Here is a 24,021-nt window from a genome sequence, read left to right on the forward strand (position 1 = left end):
GCGCTAATCGCGGGCCTGCTCATCTCGAGGATCCGGCTGCCGTGGCTAACTATCGTCAAACCTATCGCTACGACGCTGGCGGCAATTTGCTCGAGCTGATCCACCACGGCCCACAGCAACATGGGCGTGTGTTGACGGCGGCCAAGCACAGTAATCGCTGCCTGCCCGAGGTGGGCGGGAGGCCACCGACCGAAGCGGAGATTGCCGAAGCCTTCGATGCCAGCGGCAACCTGTTGATGTTGGACCGGGGCCGAACACTGAGTTGGGATGCACGTAACCAACTGAGCCATGTGCATATGGTGGAGCGCACGTTGCGCCTCAATGACACCGAGCGCTACGTCTACGGTGCCGACGGCATGCGCCAGCGCAAGGTGCGCACGACGCAAACCAACGCCCGCACCTTGGTCAGTGAGACCCGATATCTACCAGGGCTGGAAACGCGCGATGGGGATGGCGAGAAACTGCACGTCGTCACCGTCCAGGCCGGCCGCACCACGGTGCAGGTGTTGCATTGGGAAGGCGCGGTGCCGCAGCAACTGGCGAATGATCAATACCGTTACACCCTTAGCGATCATCTGGGCTCTTGTTCGCTGGAACTGGACAGTGAAGCGCGGATCATCACTCGCGAGACGTATCATCCGTTTGGTACGACGGCCTTCACGCAGAAGGGTGATTCGAGCGAAGAGAGTTATCGCACGTTGCGTTATTCGGGCAAGGAGCGGGATGCGACGGGGCTTTATTACTATGGGTTCAGGTACTACGTGCCGTGGTTACAGCGTTGGATTAACCCTGATCCGGCGGGACGGATCGACGGTTTGAATCTGTATAGAATGGTCAGAAATAATCCGGTTTTGCTCAGAGATGATGAAGGTCTGGTACCTACGAAAGAAGAGATCAACAAGTCGGCATCGCCCTCTCTATTTCAAAGAATGCTGCCAGCCTGGCTGAAAAAAAACAGCGTGATCCAAGAGCGATCATCTACGCACATCGCTGAGACGCAAGTTTACGTGTGGATCCCGCCAAGCGGAGGCGCGGCCACGGCCAATATACTGGTGACCAGACAAACATTCCAAGATGGCAGTAACAGAATTAGTTACGTGGGAGCCAACCCTGATGGTAGTGAGGAACAAAACTCTTCCGTTCATGGATATATAGAGTATGTGGTGCGCGATGACGCTGAGAAACGAGTTGCAGATGTTCATTTGTTTGATGCAAAGCCCGAGGGGAAAGGCTACGGTTCCCTGCTGCTTTTAGAGTTGACGTATGACGCTGAGGAACAGTCGATTCAAAGGGTCGAAGCGAGTGGCGTGGCGATGAGTGCTACAGGTTTCTACTTGTTGGCGGGGTTTCATCCCAGTCGGGAGGGGCACGATACCTTGGAAAGTACGATTCCAGGGCCGATAGATTTTTGGGGGGGGAGCCGACTGATAACCGGTTTGAGCGATGGTCGGATAGCACTATATCTCCCCGAAAGTTCAATGGTTATGTAGGGGCGAACGGTGTGAAACCTATAGATGAGTTTGGCGCAAAATTATATATGGCGCGACACAGTACTGCTACTTGGGAAGGGGAAACCGCACATATAAAGGAGCAGGCAAAACTGTCGACGATAAAGCGGGGATACTTCAAACAAGTTTAATGTTAACCGCAAGGGCCCTGGCGAGTAACTGTGTACAGGCGTTATACAGTCCAAATAAAAAGCCCCCACCCAACCCACTCATAGCTGACATGGATCTTCTGAAAAAGAAGGGATCCTATGAATCTCTGAGGCCGTCAAACCTCATCACGAATGCGTCGTGGTAGGCGCAAGGATCGGCAAGATGAGGGCAAGGGTCAACGTAGGTCATTGCACCCGACGATGTGGGAACCGGTTTGAATAACTTGCCACACAGTTTGCGCAAGGAGGCTTGGTTGATCAACGACGGAACCCAACGTTGCACTTATACAATGTGAGTTTTTTATGAATATTTCAGACGCCGCTGTAAGCCTGTCCACCCCTCTCAGCGTGTCCGCACCAGCGGAGGCCTCCAGCCAGGCAGGACCCGTGCAAGCGAGTGCCGCCCCCCTCGAATCGCGCTCGGGGCCGCGTATGCAAAGTATGGGGCTTACGAGCTTGCGGCAAACTGTGCTGCAAGGCCTCGGCGATACAATTCGTTCGCATGTTTTGCCATCCTCAGTACTTCATAGCACCGACAGTTCGAAAGACAAAGCCTATGGGGCCGCGTTGACGTTCGTTGGCGGGATGGCGAAGGTGGCCGGCAAGAAGATGGCAAGCTCAGGTGGCGTTTCCTCGAAAGTCGCAGGTTCGGCGCTGATGTGGGGGGGTAAAGCGGCGGAGAAAATCGGCAAGAACACGTATAAAAATGCTGAACCCAAGGAGGACGGCAATTACAACGCGTTTGCACCGCGTAACTGGGTTCGTTAAAAACAGGCCTGACATCCCGCGAGGAGCTTTCTGTCTGTTTTGATGGTCATTGAACCGAAAAGCCCCCACCCAACCCACTGCGGATAGGGGACGCAATGGGCTGGGCGAGGGCTTCTTGTACGACTGTTTTACTGCGCGATAGTTTTCACCGATACACCACGTTCAACCGGTGTCGAGCGACCGTAGATATCTTCGAAGCGCTCGATATCGTCCTCACCCAAATAGCTGCCCGATTGCACTTCGATGATCTCCAACGGGATCTTGCCCGGGTTGCGCAGGCGGTGCACCGAGGCGATCGGGATGTAGGTGGACTGGTTTTCGCAGAGCAGGAACACGTTGTCGTCACAGGTGACTTCGGCGGTGCCGCTGACCACGATCCAGTGTTCGGCGCGGTGGTGGTGCATCTGCAGCGACAGGCACGCGCCCGGCTTGACCGAGATGTGCTTGACCTGGAAGCGGCCGCCCATGTCCACCGAGTCGTAGGAGCCCCACGGGCGGTAGACTTCGCAGTGGTTCTGGGTCTCGCTGCGGCCTTGCTCGTTGAGGGTGTTGACCATCTGCTTGACGCCCTGGACCTTGTCCTTGTGGGCAATCATCATCGCGTCCTTGGTTTCCACCACCACGATGTTGTCCAGGCCGATCACCGACACCAGTTTGCCGTTGCCATGCACCATGCAGTTGCGGCTGTCCTGGATCACTACATCGCCTTTGCTCACGTTACCGTTGGCGTCTTTATCGTTGACCGCCCACAGCGACGCCCAGCAGCCCACGTCGCTCCAACCGGCTGCCAGCGGGACTACGCAGGCGCGCTGGGTTTTTTCCATCACGGCGTAGTCGATGGAGTTGTCCGGGCAGCACGCGAACGTGGAGTCGTCAAAGGTCACGGTGTCGGCGGTCTGCTCGCTGCGTTCCAGGGTCAGCACGCAGGTGTCATAGATATCCGGGTCGTGCTTTTTCAGCTCTTCGAGGAAGCGGCTGGCGCGGAACAGGAACATGCCGCTGTTCCAGAAGTAGCCACCGCTTTTGACGAACTCGACCGCACGTTTTTCATCGGGTTTCTCCACGAACTGCTGCACGCGGCTCACGCCTTCAGGCAGCAGCGAGTCGTTGGTGGACTTGATGTAGCCGTAGCCGGTTTCCGGGCGGGTGGCCGGCACGCCGAACAGCACCATCTCGCCACGCTCGGCGGCCACGGTGGCCAGGGCCAGTGCGCGTTGCAGTGCTTTCTGGTCGTCGATCACGTGGTCGGCGGGCAGTACCAGCATCAGCTCGTCACGGCCTTCGTTGACCAGCATCATCGCGGTCAGGGCCACGGCCGGCGCAGTGTTGCGGCCGAAGGGTTCCATCAGGATGCGCTGGCAGTCGAGCTTGCGTGCGCTCAGTTGCTCGTTGACGATGAAACGGTGATCTTTGTTGCAGACCACGATGGGGGCGTCCATGCCTTCGAACACCAGGCGCTCCAGGGTTTGCTGGAACAAGGTGTGCTCGCCGGTCAGGGCCAGGAACTGCTTGGGGAACTGTTTACGGGAAAGCGGCCAAAGACGTGAGCCGCTACCACCGGAAAGGATTACTGGGATCATGGGTGTTTCTCCTTGAATCAGTTTGGGTCAGAGCTACGAAGGTTTGTCGTTTCACTCTTGTTTTTGTCTCGGTCCTGAGTTGAAACCCGTTCAGCGTGGGAGCTGGCTTGCCTGCGATGGCGCCTTCAAGACCGCCATCGCAGGCAAGCCAGCTCCCACGAGGGGGCGTGTCAACTCAGGGAAATAATCAGCGGGTCGACACTGGGCGTTTCACCCACACTGGCGACAGGCTCGAGCCCGAGCCGGTGACATACAGCACCGCCGCTTCACCGCGTTCCAACGCAACCGGCTTCACATCGCCGACTTTCTTGTCACCGTCATACAACGCCAGGCTCACTTTCACCGGGTTGATCTCACGCTCGCCACGGCCCTTGGCAGCCACCGACTTGACCACATCGGTCTTGCCATCGGCGGTTTTCAGGGTCAGGGCCTTGTCGCTGAGGTTCTGCACGCGCACCAGGGATTTCTGCTTGTTCTTGAACGGGGGCTCTTCAATCAACTGCGGCTGGCCGCTGCCACTGTTGACCAGGGTGTAGTAGTGGTCGGCAGCCAGTTTGACCGGCAAGGTCTGGCTGCCGACCTTGGCGCTGTAGTCGCCGCCCGGCATGAAGCTGAAGTCGCTGCTGGCCAGTGGCGCAACGTCGCTGAGGTTGGTGCTGCCGACGGTGGCGCTGACTTCCTGGTTGCTGGCGTTGTAGATACGTACAAAGCTGGAGCCTTTTGGTGCAGTCGGGCCGTACAGGGCGGCATCACCGGCAGCGAAGGCCGACAGGGATACGAAGCTCAAGCCTGCTGCGATAGCCAGGGTTTTAGCGAGACGACGAGGAGTAGTAGTGAAAGTCATGTGAGTTACCTCTCTTTCAGTTTTGCGCCCGGTCGGGCGTCTCGGATTTAGATGTGTTGATTGCCATGTTCTGTTGGCGCGAACCGGCTTGTTTAAGCTGCGCAACCCAGGCTGGGTCGGCATCACCGATTTCGTTATTCACGGGCAGATAGCGTTCAGGAAACTCCCAGATCAGCACCTGGGGCGGGCTGTTCTTGAAGTCATCACTTTTGAGATAGCTGAGCATCGGCAGGATCGGGCCATGGCCGTCTTCGGCGTAGCTGACTACGTCGCTGTGCAAGGCTTGCTTGAGTGCACCGACGAAGTTCCAGTTGGGGTTGGCGCTGTAGCTGGTGCCGACCAGTGCCACCGGGGTTTCGCTGTCGCTGAACAGCGCGTCATCACCTTTCTCTTCGGCCAGGTGGGTGACGCGTTTTTCCAGCGGCTCTTTAGGTGGCATCAGGTTTTCGAACAGCGGGTCCAGGGGCAGGAACAAACGCAGGTCGCCTTTATGCGGTTCGGTTTTCTCGGCCTCGGTGACAAAACGCTGCGGCTCGCCGCTCAGTGGGGTCTTGTCGGCAATCGCCTTGGCCAATTGCTTGGCGGCGACTTCGGCACCGTCCGGGGTCCAGTGGGTATCGGTACGCAGGAACACCTGCTTGCCGGCGAGCTTGGCCTGTTGCAGCGGGCCGAGCAGGTCTGGCGCCGGGATGTTGTCTGCCGCCACGCGGGCGTGGAAGTCCTGGTACAGGTTGGCGTGGATGCTCGCCGGTTTCACCTCACCCAAGTGCTCCGGGTACAGGCGTACCTTGGCCGGCACGATCGCCATCACCAGTTGGATGCCCTGGGCCTTGAGCTTCTGGCGTACGCCTTCGACCAGCGCGTAGTTGCCTTGCAGGTTCTGGTCTTCGTTGACGGCGGGGTTGAATTCCTCGTCGCTGTACAACCAGTGATCACGGCCCAGCACCACGCCAGGGCGGCCTTCATTGAACAGCTTGTAGTCCAGCGCTGCCCACAGGTTGGTGCCCAGGCGCTTGATCGGGAACTCGTCGTCGTAGTGAGTCTCGACGGCTTTGGTCCAGCGACCGTTAAGCACCGTGGCATCGGCGTTGGTGCTGAAGCCAAAGAAGCTGCGCAGTGACCAGGCGCCCAGTGCCAGCAGCAGCACCAGGAACAGGCTTATGTAGAGGACGCGTAATGAACGGGTCATGGTCGGCTCCCTCAGAATTGGAAGTAAAGGAACGGCGAGAAACTCTGCGCCGACAGTTTGAGAATCGACGCCACGAACAGCAGCAGCACCGCAGCGCGCATGGCGTAGCGTGGCCAGTCAGCGGTCCAGTAGGCCGGTTGCACGGCAGCGTCACGGCCCACGCTGAAACCGGGCTCGTGGATGCTGCCAGGATTGTCGCCGGGTACGGCCTTGATCAGGCTCGGGTCGGCTGGCTTGGCCTTGTCGGCCGGGCGGTTGGTGTAGAAGTCGCGCAGACCGAAAAACGCCAGCGTTGCGTAGGCCACCACCAGGGTTGCCACTTGCAGGCCGGTAAGGTTGGCGCGGTTGAGTTCCGACAACGACCATTCGCTGAAGCTGAACATCGCACCGTACATGCGCCCGGCAACGTGCAGGTTTTCGGCGCGGAAGATCACCCAGCCCATCACCACCAGCAGGAAGGTAAAGGCCCAGCGCAGCACATTGAAACTGCGCGGCGCGGTGTTCAGGCCGATGGCTTTTTCAATCGCCAGCCACATGCCGTGCCAGGCGCCCCACACGATGTAGGTGATGTTCGCGCCGTGCCACAGGCCACCGAGCAGCATGGTCAGGAACAGGTTGCGGTAAGTGGTCAGGGTGCCTTTGCGGTTGCCGCCCAGGGTGATGTACAGGTAGTCACGCAGCCAGGTGGACAGGCTGATGTGCCAGCGCCGCCAGAACTCGGTGATCGACTGGCTGATGTACGGCTGCTTGAAGTTTTCCATGAAGCGGAAACCCATCATCAAGCCCAAGCCAATGGCCATGTCGCTGTAGCCGGAGAAGTCGAAGTACAACTGCGCGGTGTAGGCCAGCGCGCCGAGCCAGGCATCGCCTGTTGTGGGGTTTTGCAGGGCGAAGCAATGGTCGGCCACCACCGCCAGGGTGTCGGCAATAAAGACCTTCTTGATGAAACCCTGCATGAACCGCGTGCAGCCCTCGGAGAATTTATCCAGGGTGTGGGTGCGGTTGTTGAACTGGTCGGCCAGGTCACGAAAGCGCAGCACGGGACCGGCGATCAGGTGCGGGAAGATCGCCACAAACGCCGCAAAGTCGATGAGGTTGCGAGTCGCCGGAGTGTCGCCACGGTACACGTCGATGATGTAGCTGATGGACTCGAAGATGTAGAACGAGATCCCGATCGGCAACAGCACGTGGGTGAGGATGAACGGCTCCAGTCCCGCGGACTTCATCATCACATTGATGCTGTCGACGCCGAAGTTGGCGTACTTGAAGTAGCCGAGGATGCACAGGTCGACCGCCACGCCGAGCAACAGCCAGCGCTGCGCCGGCTTGGTGCGCACACCGGCGGCACCGACCTTGAGGCCGATCCAGTAGTTCCACAGCGTGACGGCCGCGAACAGCGCCAGGAAGTCCACTCGCCACCAGGCGTAGAACACGTAGCTGGCAATCAGCAGCAGCAGGTTGCGATAGCGTTGCCCGCTTAAGTAGTACAAGCCGAGAAAGATCGGCAAGAACAGAAACAGGAACACATTGGACGAGAAAACCATCCCGATCTCTCCATGTTTAACCAACAGTCAAGGGCCGGAGCCCCCCCAAACCCCCCCACGATTTCGGGGGAGGTTGTGATCGTTCCCACGCTCTACGTGGGAATGCCTCTTGTGACGCTGTGCGTCACGCTTTGGGACGCAGAGCGTCCCGTGCTGCATTCCCACGCAGAGCGTGGGAACGATCAGCGACTAGCTGCCTTTGTTGCCTTTTTCATGCGCCGGGTCGTAGACCTTGGTCAGGTCGCCGCCCAGGCGGAAGGTCTTGAACGGTTGCATGCCATGCTTGCGTTCGATCACGTCCGGGGCGCAGGTGTAGAGGGTGCAGAAGGGCTCAAGCCAGGCAAATTTCATGTCTTCCTTGAGGTCCTTCATGTCCTGCTCTTTGCCGTTCTTCTGCTCGAAGATGTCCGGGTCTTTCACCCCGGCCAGCACCTTGTCGCCCAGGCGCTTGAGCGCGCTGTTGTTTTCCTGGCGCAGGTCCACGCCGTTGACCAGGGCAAAGCTGGCGATCATCGACAGCGGCGGCAGGGCGTAGTTGTGGTACGACAGGGCGCGTTGCTGGCGCTTCAATTCGTTCGGCAGGAAGCCCTGGTCATCGACCTGGTTCACGCCGACCTTGTATTCCTTCACCGCCCAATCAAACAGGTCGCGGCGGTTGGTAGCGATGGACGTTGCCATCACCGACCAGGCGGCCCAGTAGGAGTGGTTGTTGGTTTTTTCCAGGGGCAGGTTGTCCCAGTCGCTCACCACCTGGTCGGCCAGCTTGTTGAACCAGGCTTCGATTTGCTGGGCTTCCTGCGGGTGCTTGGCCAGCGGCTGCGACTCGGAGAACTTCAAGCGCACATAGGCCGAGGCCATGCTGCCCAATGCCCATTTGCGCATGGACTTGCCGGTGTGGTTGAAGTCCTTGGACATCAACGCATCGGCCTTGGCCCATGACACCAGCCAGTTCAGGGTGCATTCGAGTTGCTGCGGGCGACCGTCACGCATGAACTGCATCACGCGCTTGCTGGTGTCTTTTTCCAGTTTGGTGATGTCGGCGGTGCTGTCGCGAAAGGCTTTTTCCGACTGCACATTCAGGGTCGAACGGGCCTTGTCGGAGCCTTCGTACTTGCTGCGAAACTGCAATGGCCCGGTGTAGGGCGTTGGCATGCTGTCGCAATCATTCTTGAAGTCGCCGGTCTTGAACGCTTCGATCGGTGCGAAATAGCCCTGGGGCGGGCGCAACGGCGCGGCCGCATTCACGGAGCCGGCAAACACGGCCAGGCCCAGCAGGGTAGGGAGCAATAACTTTTGCATAAGTAACCTCACTTCCCGAGTTGGGCGGTCTGCTGACCACCGCTTGGGAATACGTTGCGTGTGCAAATTTTCGCTTCAACCTTCTGCGCCGCAGCGCCCGCTTCGGGGCCCTGCACTTCCACGGCCAGCAAGTTCTGCGAGGCCCAGTCTTCATCGGTGCGCAGTTCAAAGGCGAAACGCCCGTCTGTATCGGATGTTTCGGGTTTCTCGATCTTGATGTCCTCGTGGCGCCCGTTCATGTACCAGAGGGTGGCTTGCAAGGTTTTCACCGACGGATCGGCGAAGCGGATATCCACCTGATGGTTGGCGTTGCGCAGGTCTTTGTTCGCGCTGTTGACCATCAGTTCGTTTTTGCCCGGTTTGAGCGTGGTGCTGGCCGACATCTGCGCGGTCTTGCCTTCGCAGCCGTTGTCCAGCAGCGCCATCATCTGGCGGTAGATGGTTTCCTGGTCGAGGCGGTACAGCGGCGAGAATTCCCAGATCAGTATCTTCGGTGGGCTCTTCTGGAATTCATCGCTGCCCAGGTACTGCAGCATCGAGCCTTCCAGGCCACCGCCGGGGAAGGCGACGTTGAGGATGTCAGCGCCGATTTCTTCTTCGAGGAAGCCGGCGAAGTTGTAGTTCTTGCCGCTGTGGCTGGTGCCCACCAGGGTGATCTGCGGGTTGCCCGAATCGCCGAACAGGTCGCCGTCACCGGCTTCGCCCTTGGGTTCGGTGGTGAACTGGTCCATGTACTGGATCGCATAGCTGGTGCCGCACAGTTGCCCGGCCATGTTGTGCAGGGTGCCGGTCTTGCCCATGCGGCCCGAGCGCTTGGTCTCGAATTCGCGCTTGGGAATCTCGGCATATTCCGGCATCTGCTTGACCTTGGCCGCGACGATTTTCGCGGTGCGCTGGGCGCCGTACGGGGTCCAGTGCTGGTCGCCACGGAAGTAGAAATCGTGGGCCGGCAACTCATCCGGCAGTTGCTCGTTGGTCAGCGGCGACAGGTCTGGCACCACGTAGCCCATCTTGGCGAATCGGCCGAGCATGGTCTTGTAGTTGGTCAGGGCCTTGTCGAAATCGTACTTGGCCTTTTCCTCAGGGTTGAGCTTGTTGCGGTTCACCAGGCCACGGGTCGGCTGGTAGACCACCACCAGTTCCACGCCCTTGCTCTTGAACGCATCGTGCAGCTGCTGCATGCGCTTGTAGCCGGCCGGGGTGGTGTCGAACTCGGTGCGCAGGTCTTCCTGGGTACGGAACAGCCAGTCGCCCTGGGCTTGCACCAGGGTGGTGAAGTTCTGCTGGTAGCGCGTGGTGTAGTTCTTCGCGTCATGGGCGGCCGGGCACAGGCTGCAGCAGGGTTCGGCGGTGAAGGTCGGAGCTTTGACTTCATCGGCGCGTACGCCCTGGCTGGCCGCCAGCAGGCCGAGGGTCAGACCCGAGAGGCTCAGCAGTTTGATCATGTGTGGGTGCATAAGGGTCATCCTCAGTCCTGCAATTCGGTCTGGCGTTCGACGGGGTCGATCAGCACGGCTTTCTGCTGGCGAACCAGCAGGTCGAGAATTTCTTCCTGGCGGTCGCCCAGGATGCCGGAGAAGCTGATGCCGCTGGATTTGGTCGGCGCGAGCATCGACACGCGATACAGCTCGATACTCAACGGCGAGTCGATGGACAGCGGCCCGCTGCCGTTACCCGCCAGTTCACCGCCAACCACGATCAGCGACACCTTGGCGTCAAACGGGTCGAGGGCGATGTCGCGGTCGGTGTCGGTCAAGTCCTTGATGTGGCCGTACACGCCGGTCAGCCCGTTGGCCATCGAGGTGTTTTCGTAGAGCTTGATGTTCACGCTGTTACGCACGCGAATCCCGTGGCGACGGTTGCTGATCACCTTGTTGCCCCACAGCAGGTTGTCGCCGCTCTCATAGAGGGTGATGCCGTCGGTGTGGTTGCGGTAGATCTCGTTGTCGGCGATCAGGTTGTTCACGCTGTTACGGTCGATCACCAGGCCCGAAAGCTTGTTGTCATAGCTGCGGTTGTTGAAGATGAAGCTGTCGTTCACTTCCCGGGAAATGATGATGCCGTGCTTCTTCTTGGTGCCGTACACGGTGTTGTCCGCGATGATCAGGCCGTGGGAACGGTCATGGGGGTCGATGCCGTAGACGATGTTGTCTTTGTAGGTATTGCCCTTGATCACAAAGCCCGTGGTCTCGTAGCAGTAGAAGCCGTACCACATGTCCGAGAACTCGGAGTCAATGATCCAACCGGTGGGCTCGGGGCGCTTGAGCACCTTGGCCATGTTCGGCGTGTACTGGGAAATACTCACCCCGTACGACTTACTGTTGGCATAGCCGAAGCTGGCCATCTTGGTTTTGGAGATGTAGGTCTCAGTGCCGCCCCAGGCCAGCAGGAACGGGCGGAATTCCTTGGCCGACTTGAACAGCGCCGGGCCGTTGGTTTTTTCATCCCAGCCGGTGACCTTGGTGTCACGCACGAACAGCTGGCCGTCGTTGATCAAAAACGAGCCGGCTTGCTGGGACAGGCGCAGTTCCTGGGTGTTTTTGTCGATATCGAGGATGCCTTTACGGCCCACCACGATCGGCAACTTGGCCAGGAACACGCCCGGCGACGTTTCGCTGAAGTACTGCTTGGGCACCTTGCCCAGCAGGTCCTTGAGGTTCATGTAGCCGTCGTCGACAAAGATCGCCTGGGGAATGCCGTGTTGGCGCACTACCCATTCGGCCATCTTGTTATCGCCGCCGATAAAGTCCTTGAGTGCGTCTTCCTGCATCATGCGGCGGATGCTGATTTTGCCGACTTTGGTCTTGACGATTTTCTTTTCCATCGCCTGCGCGGTGTAGCCCGACAGGTCGGGCAGCGCCGGCTTGGCCATTTCCAACGGCGCGGTGGGCGGGCTGGAGATGGTGTAGGTTTTGGCCTGTTGCAGTTCCTTGGCGATGATCGGCGCCTTGGCCGCCGTATCGGCAAACGCTGTGGCGCTGGCCATCAGCATTGCCGCGACGAGTAGGCTTTGAGCATTCATGGCGCAGGCTCCCATCAGAATTTCCAGACCACGTCGACAAACGCGCGGTGCATGTAGGAGTCGACCTGGCTGCCATAGGCATCGCCGGGCTTGAACACACCGGCACGCAAACGCACCAGGGCTGAAGGCTCGTCGATCGACTGGCTCAGCGCGGCTGGCAGCAAGCCTTTCTTGAAGTACTTGGTGACCACCAGGTCCATTTCTTGGCCGAGGTCTTTCTTGCCGTCTTCAAGGGGCAGGGAGGTGCTGGAGAGGATCGCGCCGGTGACGTCATCGGTGTTGTTCTGCACCGCGTCGATGCCGTTGCTGCCCACCGGCTTGTTGCCGTCCACGCGCCAGAACTTGTGGTACACCAGGCTGGCGTCGTAGTCCTCGCGCAGTTGCCAGGAACCGAACAGGCTCATGGACTGCATGTTGTTCATTTCACCGCGAAACGCTTCACCGAAGCGATGCACGCGGGACTGGGTGCCGGTCCAGTTCGAACGGTTGCTTTGCAGGCCGTTCTGTTCGTACTCGGCACTGGCGCGCGAGTACGCGGCACCCACTTGCCACTGCGGATCCAGGCGCAGGCGCACGCCGATATCGGTGGCCCAGCCGCTCAGGTCATCGCTGCGCTTGGCGCTGGTGGGGCGTGTGCCGTCAGCGTTCAAGGCGTTGACCTTGTCGCGGTCGCCGCGCATGCCGGTGATGCTTGCCCAGTAGTTGACGGTGTTGGTGTTGCGCCAGTTGTAGGCGTCGCTGTTGGCTTCGATGCCCAGCCAGGTCAGGTCGCCGTTTTCGCGCTTGTCCAACGGGTCGCTGGCGACACCCGGTTCGGCGTAGTCGAGCTTGCCGTCGTCATGGGTGTGGTGGCCGCGCACGCCGATCCACTGGCCCGGCGTCCACTGGTAGGCAGCGTCGGCGTAGAAGTGCTGGCGGTCTTTGTCGACCGGCGACAGTTCCTTGAGGTCGGTGCGGTATTCGCTGAAACGTTCGGCAGCGCCGACGTTGGCCTTGAGCAGGGTGGTGTCGAAGGTCCAGTTCAACGCTTCGATGTTGGTGTCGCGCCACTGGCCGTCGTCATTGCGCAGGCGCTGGCGGCCGAACTTGAGGATCTCGCCGGGGTAGGGCGTGAAGCCGCTGTAGCCGACCCAGAACTCACGCAGGGCCAGGTAGTTTTTCTTGGCCTTGCGGTCGTCGTTGCTCGACTGCTGCTCGGTGGTGTCATCGGCCGACTGTTGCAGGGTGTCGGTCTCGATGATATCGCTGGAAACCACTGCCTGGCCCATGGCGTAGGCGCTCCATGCGCCGCTTTCGCCGTAGATCCAGGGGCGCAGGTCGAGGCCGATGCCGTTGACGTCACCGCCTTTCTGGGTGCCGAGGTCGCGGTCATCTTCAGACTGCGCGGTGGCTTTGACTTCCAGGCCGAAGTTCTTGGCTTCGGTGAGCGCGGCCAGGGTCGGGCACGACCACAGCAGGGCGAAGGTCAGGCCGATACCGGCCTTGACGAATGGGTTGAGCTTCATAGGGATTCCTCGCCGTCTTCTTCTTGCAGGGCGTGCAGTTGCAGCGTGCTTTGGGCCAGGGTGCCGCGGGCGGCCAGTTCCTGTTGCACCAGGCGTTGGCCTTCGGCGCGTTGCTCAGGCGTCAGCGGCGCTTCGAGCTGGGTGGCCAGGTCATTGGCCTCTGGCGTGTCCTGGGCCTTGGCCAGTTGGCTGAAGACATAGGCGTTCAACGGGTCGGGCTTGGTGCCCTTGCCTTGGGAAAACAGTTGGGCAATGGCGAAGTCGGCGCTGTTCTGGCCGTTGCGCGCTGCGGTCAGCAGGTGGTCGAGGGCTTTTTGCGGGTAGACCTTGCCCAGGTAGCCACGGCGGTAAATCTGGCCGAGGTAGTAATCGGCGGCCACTTCACGGCCCACGGCTTTCTCGAAATGCGCCTCGGCAGCCTTGGCATCGGCCGGCACCCACTTGCCTTCGTAGTAGAGCTTGCCCAGCAGCAATTCGGCGCGTGGCTGGTCGGCGGCACGGCCGTTGTCGAGGTACTTCATCATCTGGTCGACATCGCCCAGTTCGGGGAAGTCGTAGAGCAGTTGCGCCAGGCTGACCCAGGACGCCGGGTAGCCAGGGGCGATTTTTTCCAGCAATGCCTGGGCAGTTTTTTCGTCCGGGGTACCGAGGGTGGCATCGCCGAGTACGCGGGCCACGCTGTCGACGCGCTGCGCAGTCACGGTGCCACGGCTGACGCCTGCTTCGATTTGCTTGAGCAGTTCGGCCTGTTGTTCCGGCTGCTGTTTTTTCTGATAGACCGTGGCCAGTTCGACGTAGCAGATATCGGTGGTGGTCAGCGCGGCTTTGCAGATGCGCTCCACATCATCCAGGTGCTGATCGTAGGTATCCTGGGTGCGATACAGCAGCACCTGGGCCAGGCCGGCCTCCGGGTAACCCGCCGCCTGCCATTGGCTGATCTGCTGTTGGGCATTCACGTTGGGAAAGCTGTGGGGGTATTGCAGGTACAGCATTGCCAGCGGGATCAAGGTATTGCCTTCACCATTGGCAAAGGCTTTTTTCAGCAGGCTTTCGGCTTCATGGTGTTCGGCCTCAGTGGCGCCGGGCTTGGCCGCCAACAGGCGACCCAGGCGTGCCTGGGCACGCGGCGACGTATCTGCCGCCGCACGGTAGGTGGCTTCGGCCTGTTTGATTTGCGCCGGGTCACGGGTGCCGACCTGGATATCGGCCAGGCCCACCTGGGCCTCGCTGTAGCCCAGGTCTGCCAGTTGCTGGTAATTCTGCTGCGCGGTGACGGTGTCGCCGCGCTTGAGGGCTTCGTTGGCCAGGCGCTGGTCGGGCAGGCCGGCGCAACCGGCCAGGCTGATTGCTAGGGCGATCAACGCTACCGAACCAATGTGGGCACTGCCTTTGTGGCGAGGGAGCTTGCTCCCGCTGGGGTGCGCAGCGCCCCCAAAAGCCGGCTCCAGCTGCGCTGTCGAGCGGGAGCAAGCTCCCTCGCCACAGCAAGCCCGCTCCCACAGGGATTGTGGTGTTTTTGAGAGAGTCATCACAGGCATGTCCTCGCTTACAGACCGTGAGCCATGGCTTTGTCGATCAGCCAGTTCAGCGATGGGCCACGGTCGCTGGTGACTTCTACCGGGCGGCCGGCGTAGGTGCTGTCCAGCGGTGCATCAGGCTTGATCTGCACGCGGATGTCGGAGGACAGGTCGGCGCTGTTCAGGCTGGTGCTGCTGACGATGGTGCCGGTGCGAACCTGTTCTTCATCGGCGACCTGAAAGCTCACCGGCGTACCTGGGCGTACATCGCCAAACTGGCGGTAGGTGAAGCGGGCTTCAACATTAGCCTGGCTGCCACGTGGCACCAGTTGGAAGATCACATCGCCCTTGCTGGCGTACTGGCCGTCGGCGACCAGTTGCTGGGCGACCACGCAATCGCACGGCGAAGTCAGGGTGCCGGTCATTTGCTTGCCAAACAGTTCTTCGACCTTGGCCGGTTGCAACTGGTCTTCGTCCAGGTGGCCCTTGAGCACGTCGAGCATGCTGGTGCTGAAAGTCGCCAGCGGCGCGCCCTTGGCTGCTACCGAATCACCCTTGAGCAGGCTTTGCACGGTGCCGTCACGGGGCATGGTCACGTTCATGCCCGGTACGCTGACGAGGCCGGCCTGGGCGTGGCTGACGAAGTACATGCCGTAGAGCGACTTGACCACAAAACCGAAGGCCGCCAGGCCCACCAGGAAGATCGCCAGGCTGAAGGTCACGGCGCGCAGGCGACCGAACGCGGTCATGCCGCTGCCGCCGTCCTTGACCTTGCGTGCCTTGGTGAAGTTGTCGCGTTGCAGGGTCGCGAGTACGTCGCCCATGGTCACGATGTCACCGGACAGGTGCGAGGTGATCAGGTGGCGCAGGGTGGAAATATCCTGGGCATCGAGGTTCTGGAACTGGCAACCGGTGCGGCCGGTCTGGCGGTCGTAGGAGCGAATCTGCAGCTCCACGTCCATGGCCAGGCCGAGGTTGTCGATCACGAACTGCAGGCGGCCCTTGTGCACTTGGCCGATGGTGAGCGGCTGGGTAGCGGTGAAAGCCAGGCCGCCGGCGGACAGGTCGATAACCTTTGCTTCGGTCGGCGTGCGGTCGCTGTTGAAGAAGCGCAGCTTGGCCGGGATTTTCACCCGGGCGTGTTGGCGCTGGGCTTCGGATTCGTGGACAACGTTGGCGTTTACTTGGCTATTCATCGGGTGTAATTCCTAGGTTAATTCAGGCTTGGCAGGGTCAGACCATCATCAGCAACACGGCAACGAAGATGCTGCCGGCGGAGAAGGTCATGGTCCGAGACGACCAGGTGTTGAACCAACGTTGAAAGCTGGCCAAATCGCGGGTCAGTTTGGTGTCCTGGCGGGTCCAGGACTGTTGATCAAGGCGGAAGAACACGTAGATCTTCACCAACGCGCCCATGATCTGGTTGTAATAGAGAATCAGCGGGTAGGCCGGGCCGATCTTGTGGCCGGAGCACGACAACAGCAGGGTGAGGATCAGGCGGGTAATGCCGATCCATAGCAGGTAGGCGAGGATGAACGCGCCGCCGTACTTGAAGGTGGCGATCATGGCCACGGTCAGGCCGAGCAGGGAGGTCCACATCGATACGCGCTGGTCGAACAGCACCACGCTGGTGAACAGGCCGAGGCGACGCACGCCCAGGCCCAGGGCACGGGAGTTCTGGCGCAGGTTGTTGCCGTACCAGCGGAACATCAGCTTGCGGCTGGCCTTGATAAAGCTCTTTTCCGGCGGGTGTTCCACGGTGTTGATGGCGGCGTCCGGCACGTAGAAGGTGTCGTAGCCCAGGCGCATCAGGCTGAACCAGCTGGACTTGTCATCCCCGGTGAGGAACTTGAAGCGGCCCAGGCGCCAGTGTTGCAGCGAGTCGCTTTCCACGTCGGCGATAAAGCCCGGGTCAGTCACTACGCTGGCGCGGAATACCGACATGCGCCCGGTCATGGTCAGCACGCGCTTGGACAGGGCCATGGAGCACATGTTGATGTGGCGTTGGGCGAAGCGCAGTTTGTGCCATTCGCTCATGATGTAGCCGCCGCGCACTTCGCAGAATTCGTTGGTGGTCAGGCCGCCGACATTGCCGAACAGCTGGAACCACGGCACGGTCTTGCGCACTACGCCTTCGGCCAGCACGGTGTCGCCATCGATCACGGCAACCACGGCGCGGTCGTCCGGCAGGTGACGCGAGATGGCGCGAAAACCGAAGGCCAGGCCGTCACGCTTGCCGGTACCGGCGATACGCACGAAGTCGAGCTTGACGTGAGCCGGCGGGTTCATCTTTTCCCAGAGGCTTTTCACCAGCAGCTCATCGGACATTTCCACCAGCGAGCACACCACGGTGGTGGGGAAGCCGCAGTCGATGGCTTCGCGAATCACCGAGCTGTAGACCTGGGCGGTGGTCAGCGCATCGATACGAAAACTGGTGACCATCAGGAACACATGGGACGGGTCGGCGGCCTTGCCCAGCTTGCGCACTTTGCGGCGCAGGTGCGGGTACACCACGTACAGGAACAGCATGCCGCGAAAGAAATGCGTCGCGCCCATCGAGTAGCGCCAGATACCCACGGCACCAATCAGGAAAATAAAATTCTTCGATTGCGAATCGAAGGTGCTCGCCGGCAACAGCAGGGCGAGCCCCATCAGCAGGCTGAGAAAGAACAGCCAGCCGGCAGATTGCAGAAATACATGTTTTAACTTGGACATAAGCGTCATCCGCAAGGTGAGGAGGCTTCAGGCTGCAAGCGCTGGGGTAAGCCACTGGCAGCCTGAAACTTGCCGTTGCTGTTACCAGCAAATACCTTCGGTACGGCCGCTCACGCTGGTGGCCTTGGACATGAAGCCCACCAGGTCGACCACTTGCTTGCCGTGCGGGGCTTCGTGCGCAAGGGCGCGGAACTTCTCGTCACGGTTACCGAGGATGATCACGTCGGAGTTGTTGATCACTTCGTCGAAGTCCGAGTTGAGCAGGGACGATACGTGCGGGATCTTGCCTTCGATGTAGTCCTTGTTCGCGCCGTGCATACGGGCGTACTCGACGTTGCTGTCGTAGATGCTCAGGTCGTAGCCCTTGCCGATCAGCATTTCCGCCAGTTCTACCAATGGGCTTTCACGCAGGTCATCGGTACCGGCCTTGAAGCTCAGGCCCAGCAGGGCGACTTTGCGCTTGTCGTGGCTGGAGACGATGTCGAAGGCGTTCTGCACTTGGGATTCGTTGCTGCGCATCAGCGAGTTGAGCAACGGTGCTTCCACGTCCAGGGAGCCGGCGCGGTAGGTCAGGGCACGCACGTCTTTTGGCAGGCACGAACCGCCGAAAGCGAAGCCTGGGCGCATGTAGTACTGGGACAGGTTGAGGGTCTTGTCCTGGCAGACCACTTCCATCACTTCACGACCGTCAACGCCGACGGCCTTGGCGATGTTGCCGATCTCGTTGGCGAAGGTGACTTTGGTGGCGTGCCATACGTTGCAGGTGTACTTGATCATTTCGGCAACGGCGATGTCCTTGCGGATGATCGGCGCGTCGAGTTCTTCGTACAGCGACTGCAGGACGTCGCCGGAGGCTTTGTCGAACTCGCCGATAACGGTCATCGGTGGCAGGTCGTAGTCGGCGATGGCGGTGGATTCACGCAGGAATTCCGGGTTGACCGCGACGCCGAAATCAACACCGGCTTTCTTGCCGGAGCAGTCTTCGAGGATCGGGATTACCACGTTGGCCACGGTGCCCGGCAGTACGGTGCTGCGCACCACGACGGTGTGGCGGGTGGTCTTGTCACGCAGTACAAAACCGATCTCGCGGCATACCGACTCGATGTAGTTCAGTTCCAGGTCGCCGTTCTTCTTGCTCGGCGTACCGACGCAGATCATCGACAGGTCGGTGTCGCGGATGGCTTCGGCGAAGTTGGTGGTACCGCGCAGTCGACCGGTTGCGATGCCTTGGCTCAACAGTTCGCCCAGACCCGGTTCAACGATGGGGGATTTACCCGCATTGATCAGGTCGATCTTGTCCTTGGAGATGTCTACGCCGACCACTTCATGGCCACGGGCAGACAGGCAACCGGCACACACGGCGCCAACGTAACCCAAACCAAATATGCTGATGCGCATCGCAATTACCTCTATGTTTAAATCATGCCATTAGATGGCCGGAGTTCATGTTTGCAAGCGTCACTGATGCCGCGAAAGTTAGGCGAATAGACGCCGACTTACCGCGTGCAGGCATGTTAAATAGCGAGTGACTAACTATTGCACTCAAGTTGTGCGCAACGTGGCCTTGTTATTGGGGCTTGCCCTGAAATGCAGCCGGTTTTCCATGGCGGAAGGGGCCGGCGCCAGTGCCGCAGGGCTTTGATACAGGCAAGAAGCCTTTTGATATCAACGCCTTGGGTGTTAACACTGGCTCATTTAGGTCAGCGCTGCCTTGGCCTTTAGGGGTTGGCAATGAGTCCTTATCGCCGCCCTCAACTCAATCAGTTGATGATATGACCCTCGAGCCAAAGTGCTTTATGACAACTTGGCTACTTCCATTGGTCGGTATGTAAGTCATCTCTTACGTAAACAGAGAATTTCGTTACCGGTGGTATGAGCGGTGCTTCAAGACGAAGTTCCGGGCCGCTCATCCCCTTTCCGGAAATTTTTTGAAATATTAGAAAAGATGGCACTAGTACTATATTGATAGCACTTGCTATTTAGGCCAGTAGTTATGGGGAGTTGGTGCGAGAGGATAGTTTTGTGCCACTACCGTTAAAAAAAAGTGGTGCCACTACGAAAAAAACCGACGAGTGTCGAGTGAAGAAATTGTTAGAGATGTGTCTTGATATTTTTTGACGTCAAATAAATGACGATTGGTGGGGTGAAATGCAGGCAAAAAATGTGGGAGCTGGCTTGCCTGCGATAGCGGTGTATCAGCGACATGTGAGTCGGCTGACCCTCCGCTATCGCAGGCAAGCCAGCTCCCACAGTTGATGTTGGTGGCTGTACAGGCCTTATTCCGGTGCGTGATCGCGCAAAAACACCAGGTTATCCGGCTTGGACTGCTCCGCATTGAAGCGATAGCCCTGTACATCGAACTGCTTGAGCTGGGCCGGATCGTTGATGCGTTCTTCAATCACAAACCGGCTCATCATGCCCCGAGCTTTTTTCGCGTAGAAGCTGATGATCTTGTACTGGCCGTTCTTCAGGTCCTTGAACTCGGTATTGATGATCCGCGCGTTCAAGGCCGTGCGCTTGACCGCCGAAAAATACTCATTGGACGCCAGGTTGAGCAGCACATCGTCGCCTTGCTCGGCCAGGGCTTCATTCAACCATTCGCTGATGCGTGTGCCCCAGAACGCGTAAAGGTCCTTGCCGCGGGCGTTGGCCAGCTTGGTGCCCATCTCCAGGCGATACGGCATCATCAGGTCCAGCGGGCGCAGCAGGCCGTAGAGGCCCGAGAGCATACGCAGATGGTCCTGGGCATAGCTGAAATCGGCCTCGCTGAAAGTCTCGGCATTCAGGCCGGTATACACATCGCCCTTGAACGCCAGCAGCGCCTGCTTGGCGTTGGCCGGAGTGAAGGCCGGCGTCCAGCTGCCGAAACGCGCAGCGTTGAGGCCACCGATCTTGTCGGAGACGTGCATCAGCTCACTGATTTGCGCCGGGCTCAGTTCGCGCAGTTGCTCGATCAGTTCCTGGGAGTGGTCCAGGTACTGCGGCTGGGTGAAGCGCGCAGTGACCGGCTTGGACTCGAAGTCGAGGGTTTTGGCGGGGGAAATCACCATCAGCATGAAGTTGGCTCCTGGAATCGTGGGGGGATTCTAGGGGGTTGGAGCGTTCGACTCCACCTATCAAGCCGATAGGCCCCGGTTTTTGTAGGAGCGAGCTTGCTCGCGAAAGTCGTCAACGAGAATGCTGGCAGACTGAATAGACGCGGTGCCCGGACGTTTTTCGCGAGCGAGCTCGCTCCTACACAAAAAGGGCGGACCAGTCCGCTATGATGGGCGGTAACTCTGTAGAGGGAGACCTCGTGTGCGATTAGCGCTTTTATTGTCCGCTTGCCTGCTGTGCCTGAATGCCCAGGCCGCGCCGGTGGATGTCGCCAGCCTGGACCGTAGTACCTGGCCGGAAAAACTCGCCAGCCCGGCGCTGTTCGATGTGGCTTCGCGTGCGGAGATCCTGATGTTCGCCCACGGCCTGCTCGCCAGCGAAGCCCTGGACGACGCGGCGCTCAAGCAACGCCTGGGGCTGAAGAACATCAACCTGGCCGCCATCGGCGACCTGCGTCGCCAGCTCTGGCAACGGCTGTTGGAGAACTACACATTCGCCCAGCAGAGCTGCGAAGAAGACGCCTCGTTCTGCTACCTGGTGGAAAACATGGACGACCTGCGTGAGCAGGCCGGCAAGTTCGAGGTCAGTGACAACTCTTTCTATATAGGCTGGGCCGCCCCCAGCCGGCACTTTCACGCACGCTATCTGGACGAGTTGTTGCGCAAGGCCGCGCTGTTTCCGCAGATCAGCAGTGAAGTGGCGCGCTTTGGCGATCATGAGCGCAACGGTGATGAACTCAATGACCGGATGTTTTTACTGACCTTCGACGGTGGCCCTGCACCTGTCAGCGGCAATACCGACTGGCTCACCGATTACCTGCGCAAGCAAAAGATGAACGCGACGTTCTTTGTCCTTGGCAGCAGCTTGCAAACCCGTGTGGAGCGCAGTTCCGCCGCCGATGTGCAGGCGCTGTACCAAGGGCAGTGCGTGGGGCTTCAGGGCTGGCAGTACCGCTCCCACAGCCATTGGGTCGACTGGCAAAGCTCCATCACCCGCAGTGCCGGGCTGGTACAGAACCTGATGCCGGAAAACTATGTGCCCTTGTTCCGCCCACCGTATGGGCAGCGCCGCGCGGACAGCCAGGGCTTCTTCCAGCAACAGGGCCTGCAAGTGGCGTTATGGGACATCGACTCCCAGGACGAGCCGGGCAAGCTCAAGGCCGATGAGTCGGCGCAACGGGTGCTGACATTGATGCTGCTGTGGCGCAAAGGCGTGATCGTGTTTCACGACACCCAGGACAAGGCGCGGGTGGGATTGCCGATGGTGTTGCAGGCTACGGCGCAGAGTGGCTTGGGCTGGCAGGAGTGTCGCGAGGCATTTCGATGAAGTGCCCGGCTTTGCTGGGGATGGGGTGTTTTCGGGGCGATTTGCTGCGACATTTCGATGCAGGCGGACTTCCGACTTTAACGGGGTACATGGCACTCGGCTAGTGCTATTCGTCATCCTGAAAAATAAACTTCAAAAAAGCGTCAAAGTGCTTTTTCCTGTCATGGGTTTTGCGGTATTACGAAGTCAGACCGCCGAAACCTGCAACACAGGTGGCGTCTTCCAAGACTCCGCATGTGGGCACTGCACTTGACGTCCCTCAGGTGCACTCGGTGGTCGAATCGAGGCGCAGCACCGCCCAGGTATTGCGTCGAATGGCTCCCACAAAGGTGACCGAGTATGGATGATCATGGACGTAACCCTTCTTCCGACCAGCCAATCCTTTATGTGCTTGATACCAACGTATTGATCCACGATCCAAATGCACTGCTGAACTTCGAAGAACACCACGTCGCCATCCCGATGATCGTGCTTGAGGAGCTCGACAAACTCAAAAGCGGCCACCACAGCGTTGCCGCCGAATGCCGCCAGGCCATCCGTCTGATCGACAAGACATTGGGCGAAGCCTCGCCCGAGGACGTCGAGGTTGGCGTGCCCATCCAGCGTGGCAAGAGCGGGCCCAAGGGCTTGCTGTCGATCCTGATGAGCAAGCGCAGCGAGCCCAACAGCCTGCTGCCGGAAAACCTGAACGACAACAAAATCATCAACCAATTGATCGACCTGCACGCCCGCGACAAGGACCTGCGCGTGGTGCTGGTGACCAAAGACATCAATATGCGCCTCAAGGCACGAGCGTGTGGGATCGCTGCCGAGGACTACAGCACCGACCAACTGGTCGACGACGTGTCGATGCTCTCGCGTGGTTATCACATGATGACCGGCTCATTCTGGGACCGTGTCAGCAAGGTCGAAACCCGTCAGGACCACGGCCGCACCTGGCACCAGGTACAGCTGATCGACAACCTGCCGGCCGTGCATATCAATGAGTTCATCGTCGACGAACAGGGCTTCGTGGGCTGGATCAAAGAGATCCAGGTCGACAAGCTGCTGATCCTCGACCTGCATCAGGAACCCCTGTTGCACCAGGAAGCCTGGGGCCTGAAACCGCGTGATATCTACCAGAGCCTGGCGCTGTATGCGCTACTCGATCCGGACATTCACCTGGTCAACCTGACCGGCGCCGCAGGTTCGGGGAAAACCATCCTCGCCCTGGCCGCCGCCATCGAACAGACCATGGTGACCAAACGCTATCGCCGCATCATCGCCACCCGCAGCGTGCAGGGCCTGGACCAGGAAATCGGTTTCCTGCCCGGTACCGAGGCGGAAAAAATGGAGCCGTGGCTGGGGGCGATTACCGACAACCTCGAAGCCTTGCACATGGATGACGAAAACACCCATGGCAGCGTCGACTACATCCTCAGCAAAGTGCCGTTGCAGTTCAAATCCCTCAACTACATCCGAGGTCGCAGCTTCCAGCAAAGCCTGATTCTGATTGATGAATGCCAGAACCTTACGCCGCACCAGATGAAAACCATCATCACCCGTGCCGGCGCCGGTTCCAAAGTGGTGTGCCTGGGCAACCTGGCGCAGATCGACACCCCTTACCTGTCCGCGACCAGCTCCGGGCTGACTTACCTGACGGAACGCTTCAAGGACTTCCCGAACGGCGTGCACATTGCGCTGCAAGGGGTACCGCGTTCGATTCTGGCTGAATACGCCGAGTCCCATCTGTAACTGCAGCGAACCTGCGACGAAAAGCCCCGGATTTTTCACGAAGTCCGGGGTTTTTGTTTTGTGCGACATTTGCCTGCGTTAACGCGTCCCGGGTGCTTGTGGTCTCTGTAATTATTTTGTTACATTTTTTCTTGCGATAAAAACTATAAGAACACTGCAAGACCCCGTCGGAACACCACCTCCTTGATTCGACGAACGTTTAGAAAACCTGTCCAGGGTTTTCAC

At 59.5% G+C, this 24,021-nt stretch carries 17 protein-coding genes; 4 read left to right on the forward strand and 13 right to left on the reverse strand.

Translation table 11 applies throughout. From position 1 onward, the window contains the following. The coding region (locus BT204_RS16570) for an RHS repeat-associated core domain-containing protein (protein WP_139271522.1) at nucleotides 1-1,490 on the forward strand (1,490 nt) is incomplete at its 5' end. A 470-nt stretch (nucleotides 1,491-1,960) separates the two neighbouring features. Next, entirely contained in the window at nucleotides 1,961-2,425 is a 465-nt protein-coding gene (locus BT204_RS16575) for a hypothetical protein (RefSeq protein ID WP_054898944.1), read from the forward strand. 128 nt (nucleotides 2,426-2,553) lie between these two features. On the opposite strand, the gene BT204_RS16580 is transcribed toward BT204_RS16575, so the two are convergent. From BT204_RS16580 to yaaA, 13 genes are all read right to left on the reverse strand, one after another. Continuing rightward, nucleotides 2,554-4,005 carry a mannose-1-phosphate guanylyltransferase/mannose-6-phosphate isomerase gene (locus BT204_RS16580; protein ID WP_034128771.1) on the reverse strand — a complete coding sequence of 484 codons (1,452 nt, stop codon included), beginning with the start codon at nucleotides 4,003-4,005 and terminating at the stop codon, nucleotides 2,554-2,556. Between the two features lie 187 nt (nucleotides 4,006-4,192). Then, nucleotides 4,193-4,849 carry an alginate O-acetyltransferase AlgF gene (locus BT204_RS16585; RefSeq protein ID WP_032893493.1) on the reverse strand — a complete coding sequence of 219 codons (657 nt, stop codon included), beginning with the start codon at nucleotides 4,847-4,849 and terminating at the stop codon, nucleotides 4,193-4,195. Between the two features lie 16 nt (nucleotides 4,850-4,865). Next, nucleotides 4,866-6,038: an alginate O-acetyltransferase gene (locus BT204_RS16590; RefSeq protein ID WP_054921024.1), complete on the reverse strand. Its 1,173-nt coding sequence runs from the start codon at nucleotides 6,036-6,038 to the stop codon at nucleotides 4,866-4,868. Nucleotides 6,039-6,049: 11 nt separating this feature from the next. After that, nucleotides 6,050-7,582, reverse strand: coding sequence for an MBOAT family O-acyltransferase (locus BT204_RS16595; RefSeq protein ID WP_003188730.1), 1,533 nt, complete (start codon nucleotides 7,580-7,582; stop codon nucleotides 6,050-6,052). 189 nt (nucleotides 7,583-7,771) lie between these two features. Continuing rightward, nucleotides 7,772-8,881, reverse strand: coding sequence for a mannuronate-specific alginate lyase (locus BT204_RS16600; protein WP_054898941.1), 1,110 nt, complete (start codon nucleotides 8,879-8,881; stop codon nucleotides 7,772-7,774). A gap of 8 nt (nucleotides 8,882-8,889) precedes the next feature. Next, nucleotides 8,890-10,338: an alginate O-acetyltransferase gene (locus BT204_RS16605; protein WP_034128799.1), complete on the reverse strand. Its 1,449-nt coding sequence runs from the start codon at nucleotides 10,336-10,338 to the stop codon at nucleotides 8,890-8,892. 11 nt (nucleotides 10,339-10,349) lie between these two features. Continuing rightward, nucleotides 10,350-11,918 (reverse strand): mannuronan 5-epimerase AlgG, encoded by a 1,569-nt coding sequence (gene algG, locus BT204_RS16610; RefSeq protein WP_054921026.1) that lies wholly within the window; start codon nucleotides 11,916-11,918, stop codon nucleotides 10,350-10,352. Then, a complete protein-coding gene (locus BT204_RS16615; RefSeq protein WP_054921029.1) occupies nucleotides 11,918-13,408 on the reverse strand; it encodes an alginate export family protein in 1,491 nt (496 codons plus the stop codon). The genes algG and BT204_RS16615 overlap by 1 nt, the downstream gene beginning before the upstream one ends. Next, nucleotides 13,405-14,946 (reverse strand): alginate biosynthesis TPR repeat lipoprotein AlgK, encoded by a 1,542-nt coding sequence (algK, locus tag BT204_RS16620; RefSeq protein ID WP_239695919.1) that lies wholly within the window; start codon nucleotides 14,944-14,946, stop codon nucleotides 13,405-13,407. Before algK ends, BT204_RS16615 begins: the two co-directional genes overlap by 4 nt. Nucleotides 14,947-14,954: 8 nt before the next feature. Continuing rightward, a complete protein-coding gene (locus tag BT204_RS16625) occupies nucleotides 14,955-16,121 on the reverse strand; it encodes an alginate biosynthesis protein Alg44 (protein ID WP_034128707.1) in 1,167 nt (388 codons plus the stop codon). Nucleotides 16,122-16,158: 37 nt separating this feature from the next. Beyond that, on the reverse strand, nucleotides 16,159-17,640 hold the full coding sequence (gene alg8 / locus BT204_RS16635; RefSeq protein WP_161794312.1) for a mannuronan synthase: 1,482 nt from the start codon (nucleotides 17,638-17,640) through the stop codon (nucleotides 16,159-16,161). An 81-nt stretch (nucleotides 17,641-17,721) separates the two neighbouring features. After that, nucleotides 17,722-19,038 (reverse strand): nucleotide sugar dehydrogenase, encoded by a 1,317-nt coding sequence (locus BT204_RS16640; RefSeq protein ID WP_034128705.1) that lies wholly within the window; start codon nucleotides 19,036-19,038, stop codon nucleotides 17,722-17,724. Between the two features lie 878 nt (nucleotides 19,039-19,916). Next, the gene (yaaA, locus tag BT204_RS16645; RefSeq protein ID WP_034128704.1) at nucleotides 19,917-20,696 is read right to left on the reverse strand and encodes a peroxide stress protein YaaA; all 780 of its coding nucleotides are present in this window, start codon (nucleotides 20,694-20,696) and stop codon (nucleotides 19,917-19,919) included. A gap of 241 nt (nucleotides 20,697-20,937) precedes the next feature. Between yaaA and BT204_RS16650 the strand changes: the two genes are divergently transcribed. Further along, on the forward strand, nucleotides 20,938-22,062 hold the full coding sequence (locus tag BT204_RS16650) for a polysaccharide deacetylase family protein (protein WP_072447533.1): 1,125 nt from the start codon (nucleotides 20,938-20,940) through the stop codon (nucleotides 22,060-22,062). Nucleotides 22,063-22,401: 339 nt separating this feature from the next. Beyond that, entirely contained in the window at nucleotides 22,402-23,796 is a 1,395-nt protein-coding gene (locus BT204_RS16655; RefSeq protein ID WP_005785025.1) for a PhoH family protein, read from the forward strand. Nucleotides 23,797-24,021: the final 225 nt, after the last annotated feature.

Origin of the sequence: Pseudomonas sp. NFPP02 (genome assembly GCF_900119355.1) — a bacterium.
Taxonomy (GTDB): domain Bacteria; phylum Pseudomonadota; class Gammaproteobacteria; order Pseudomonadales; family Pseudomonadaceae; genus Aquipseudomonas; species Aquipseudomonas paracarnis.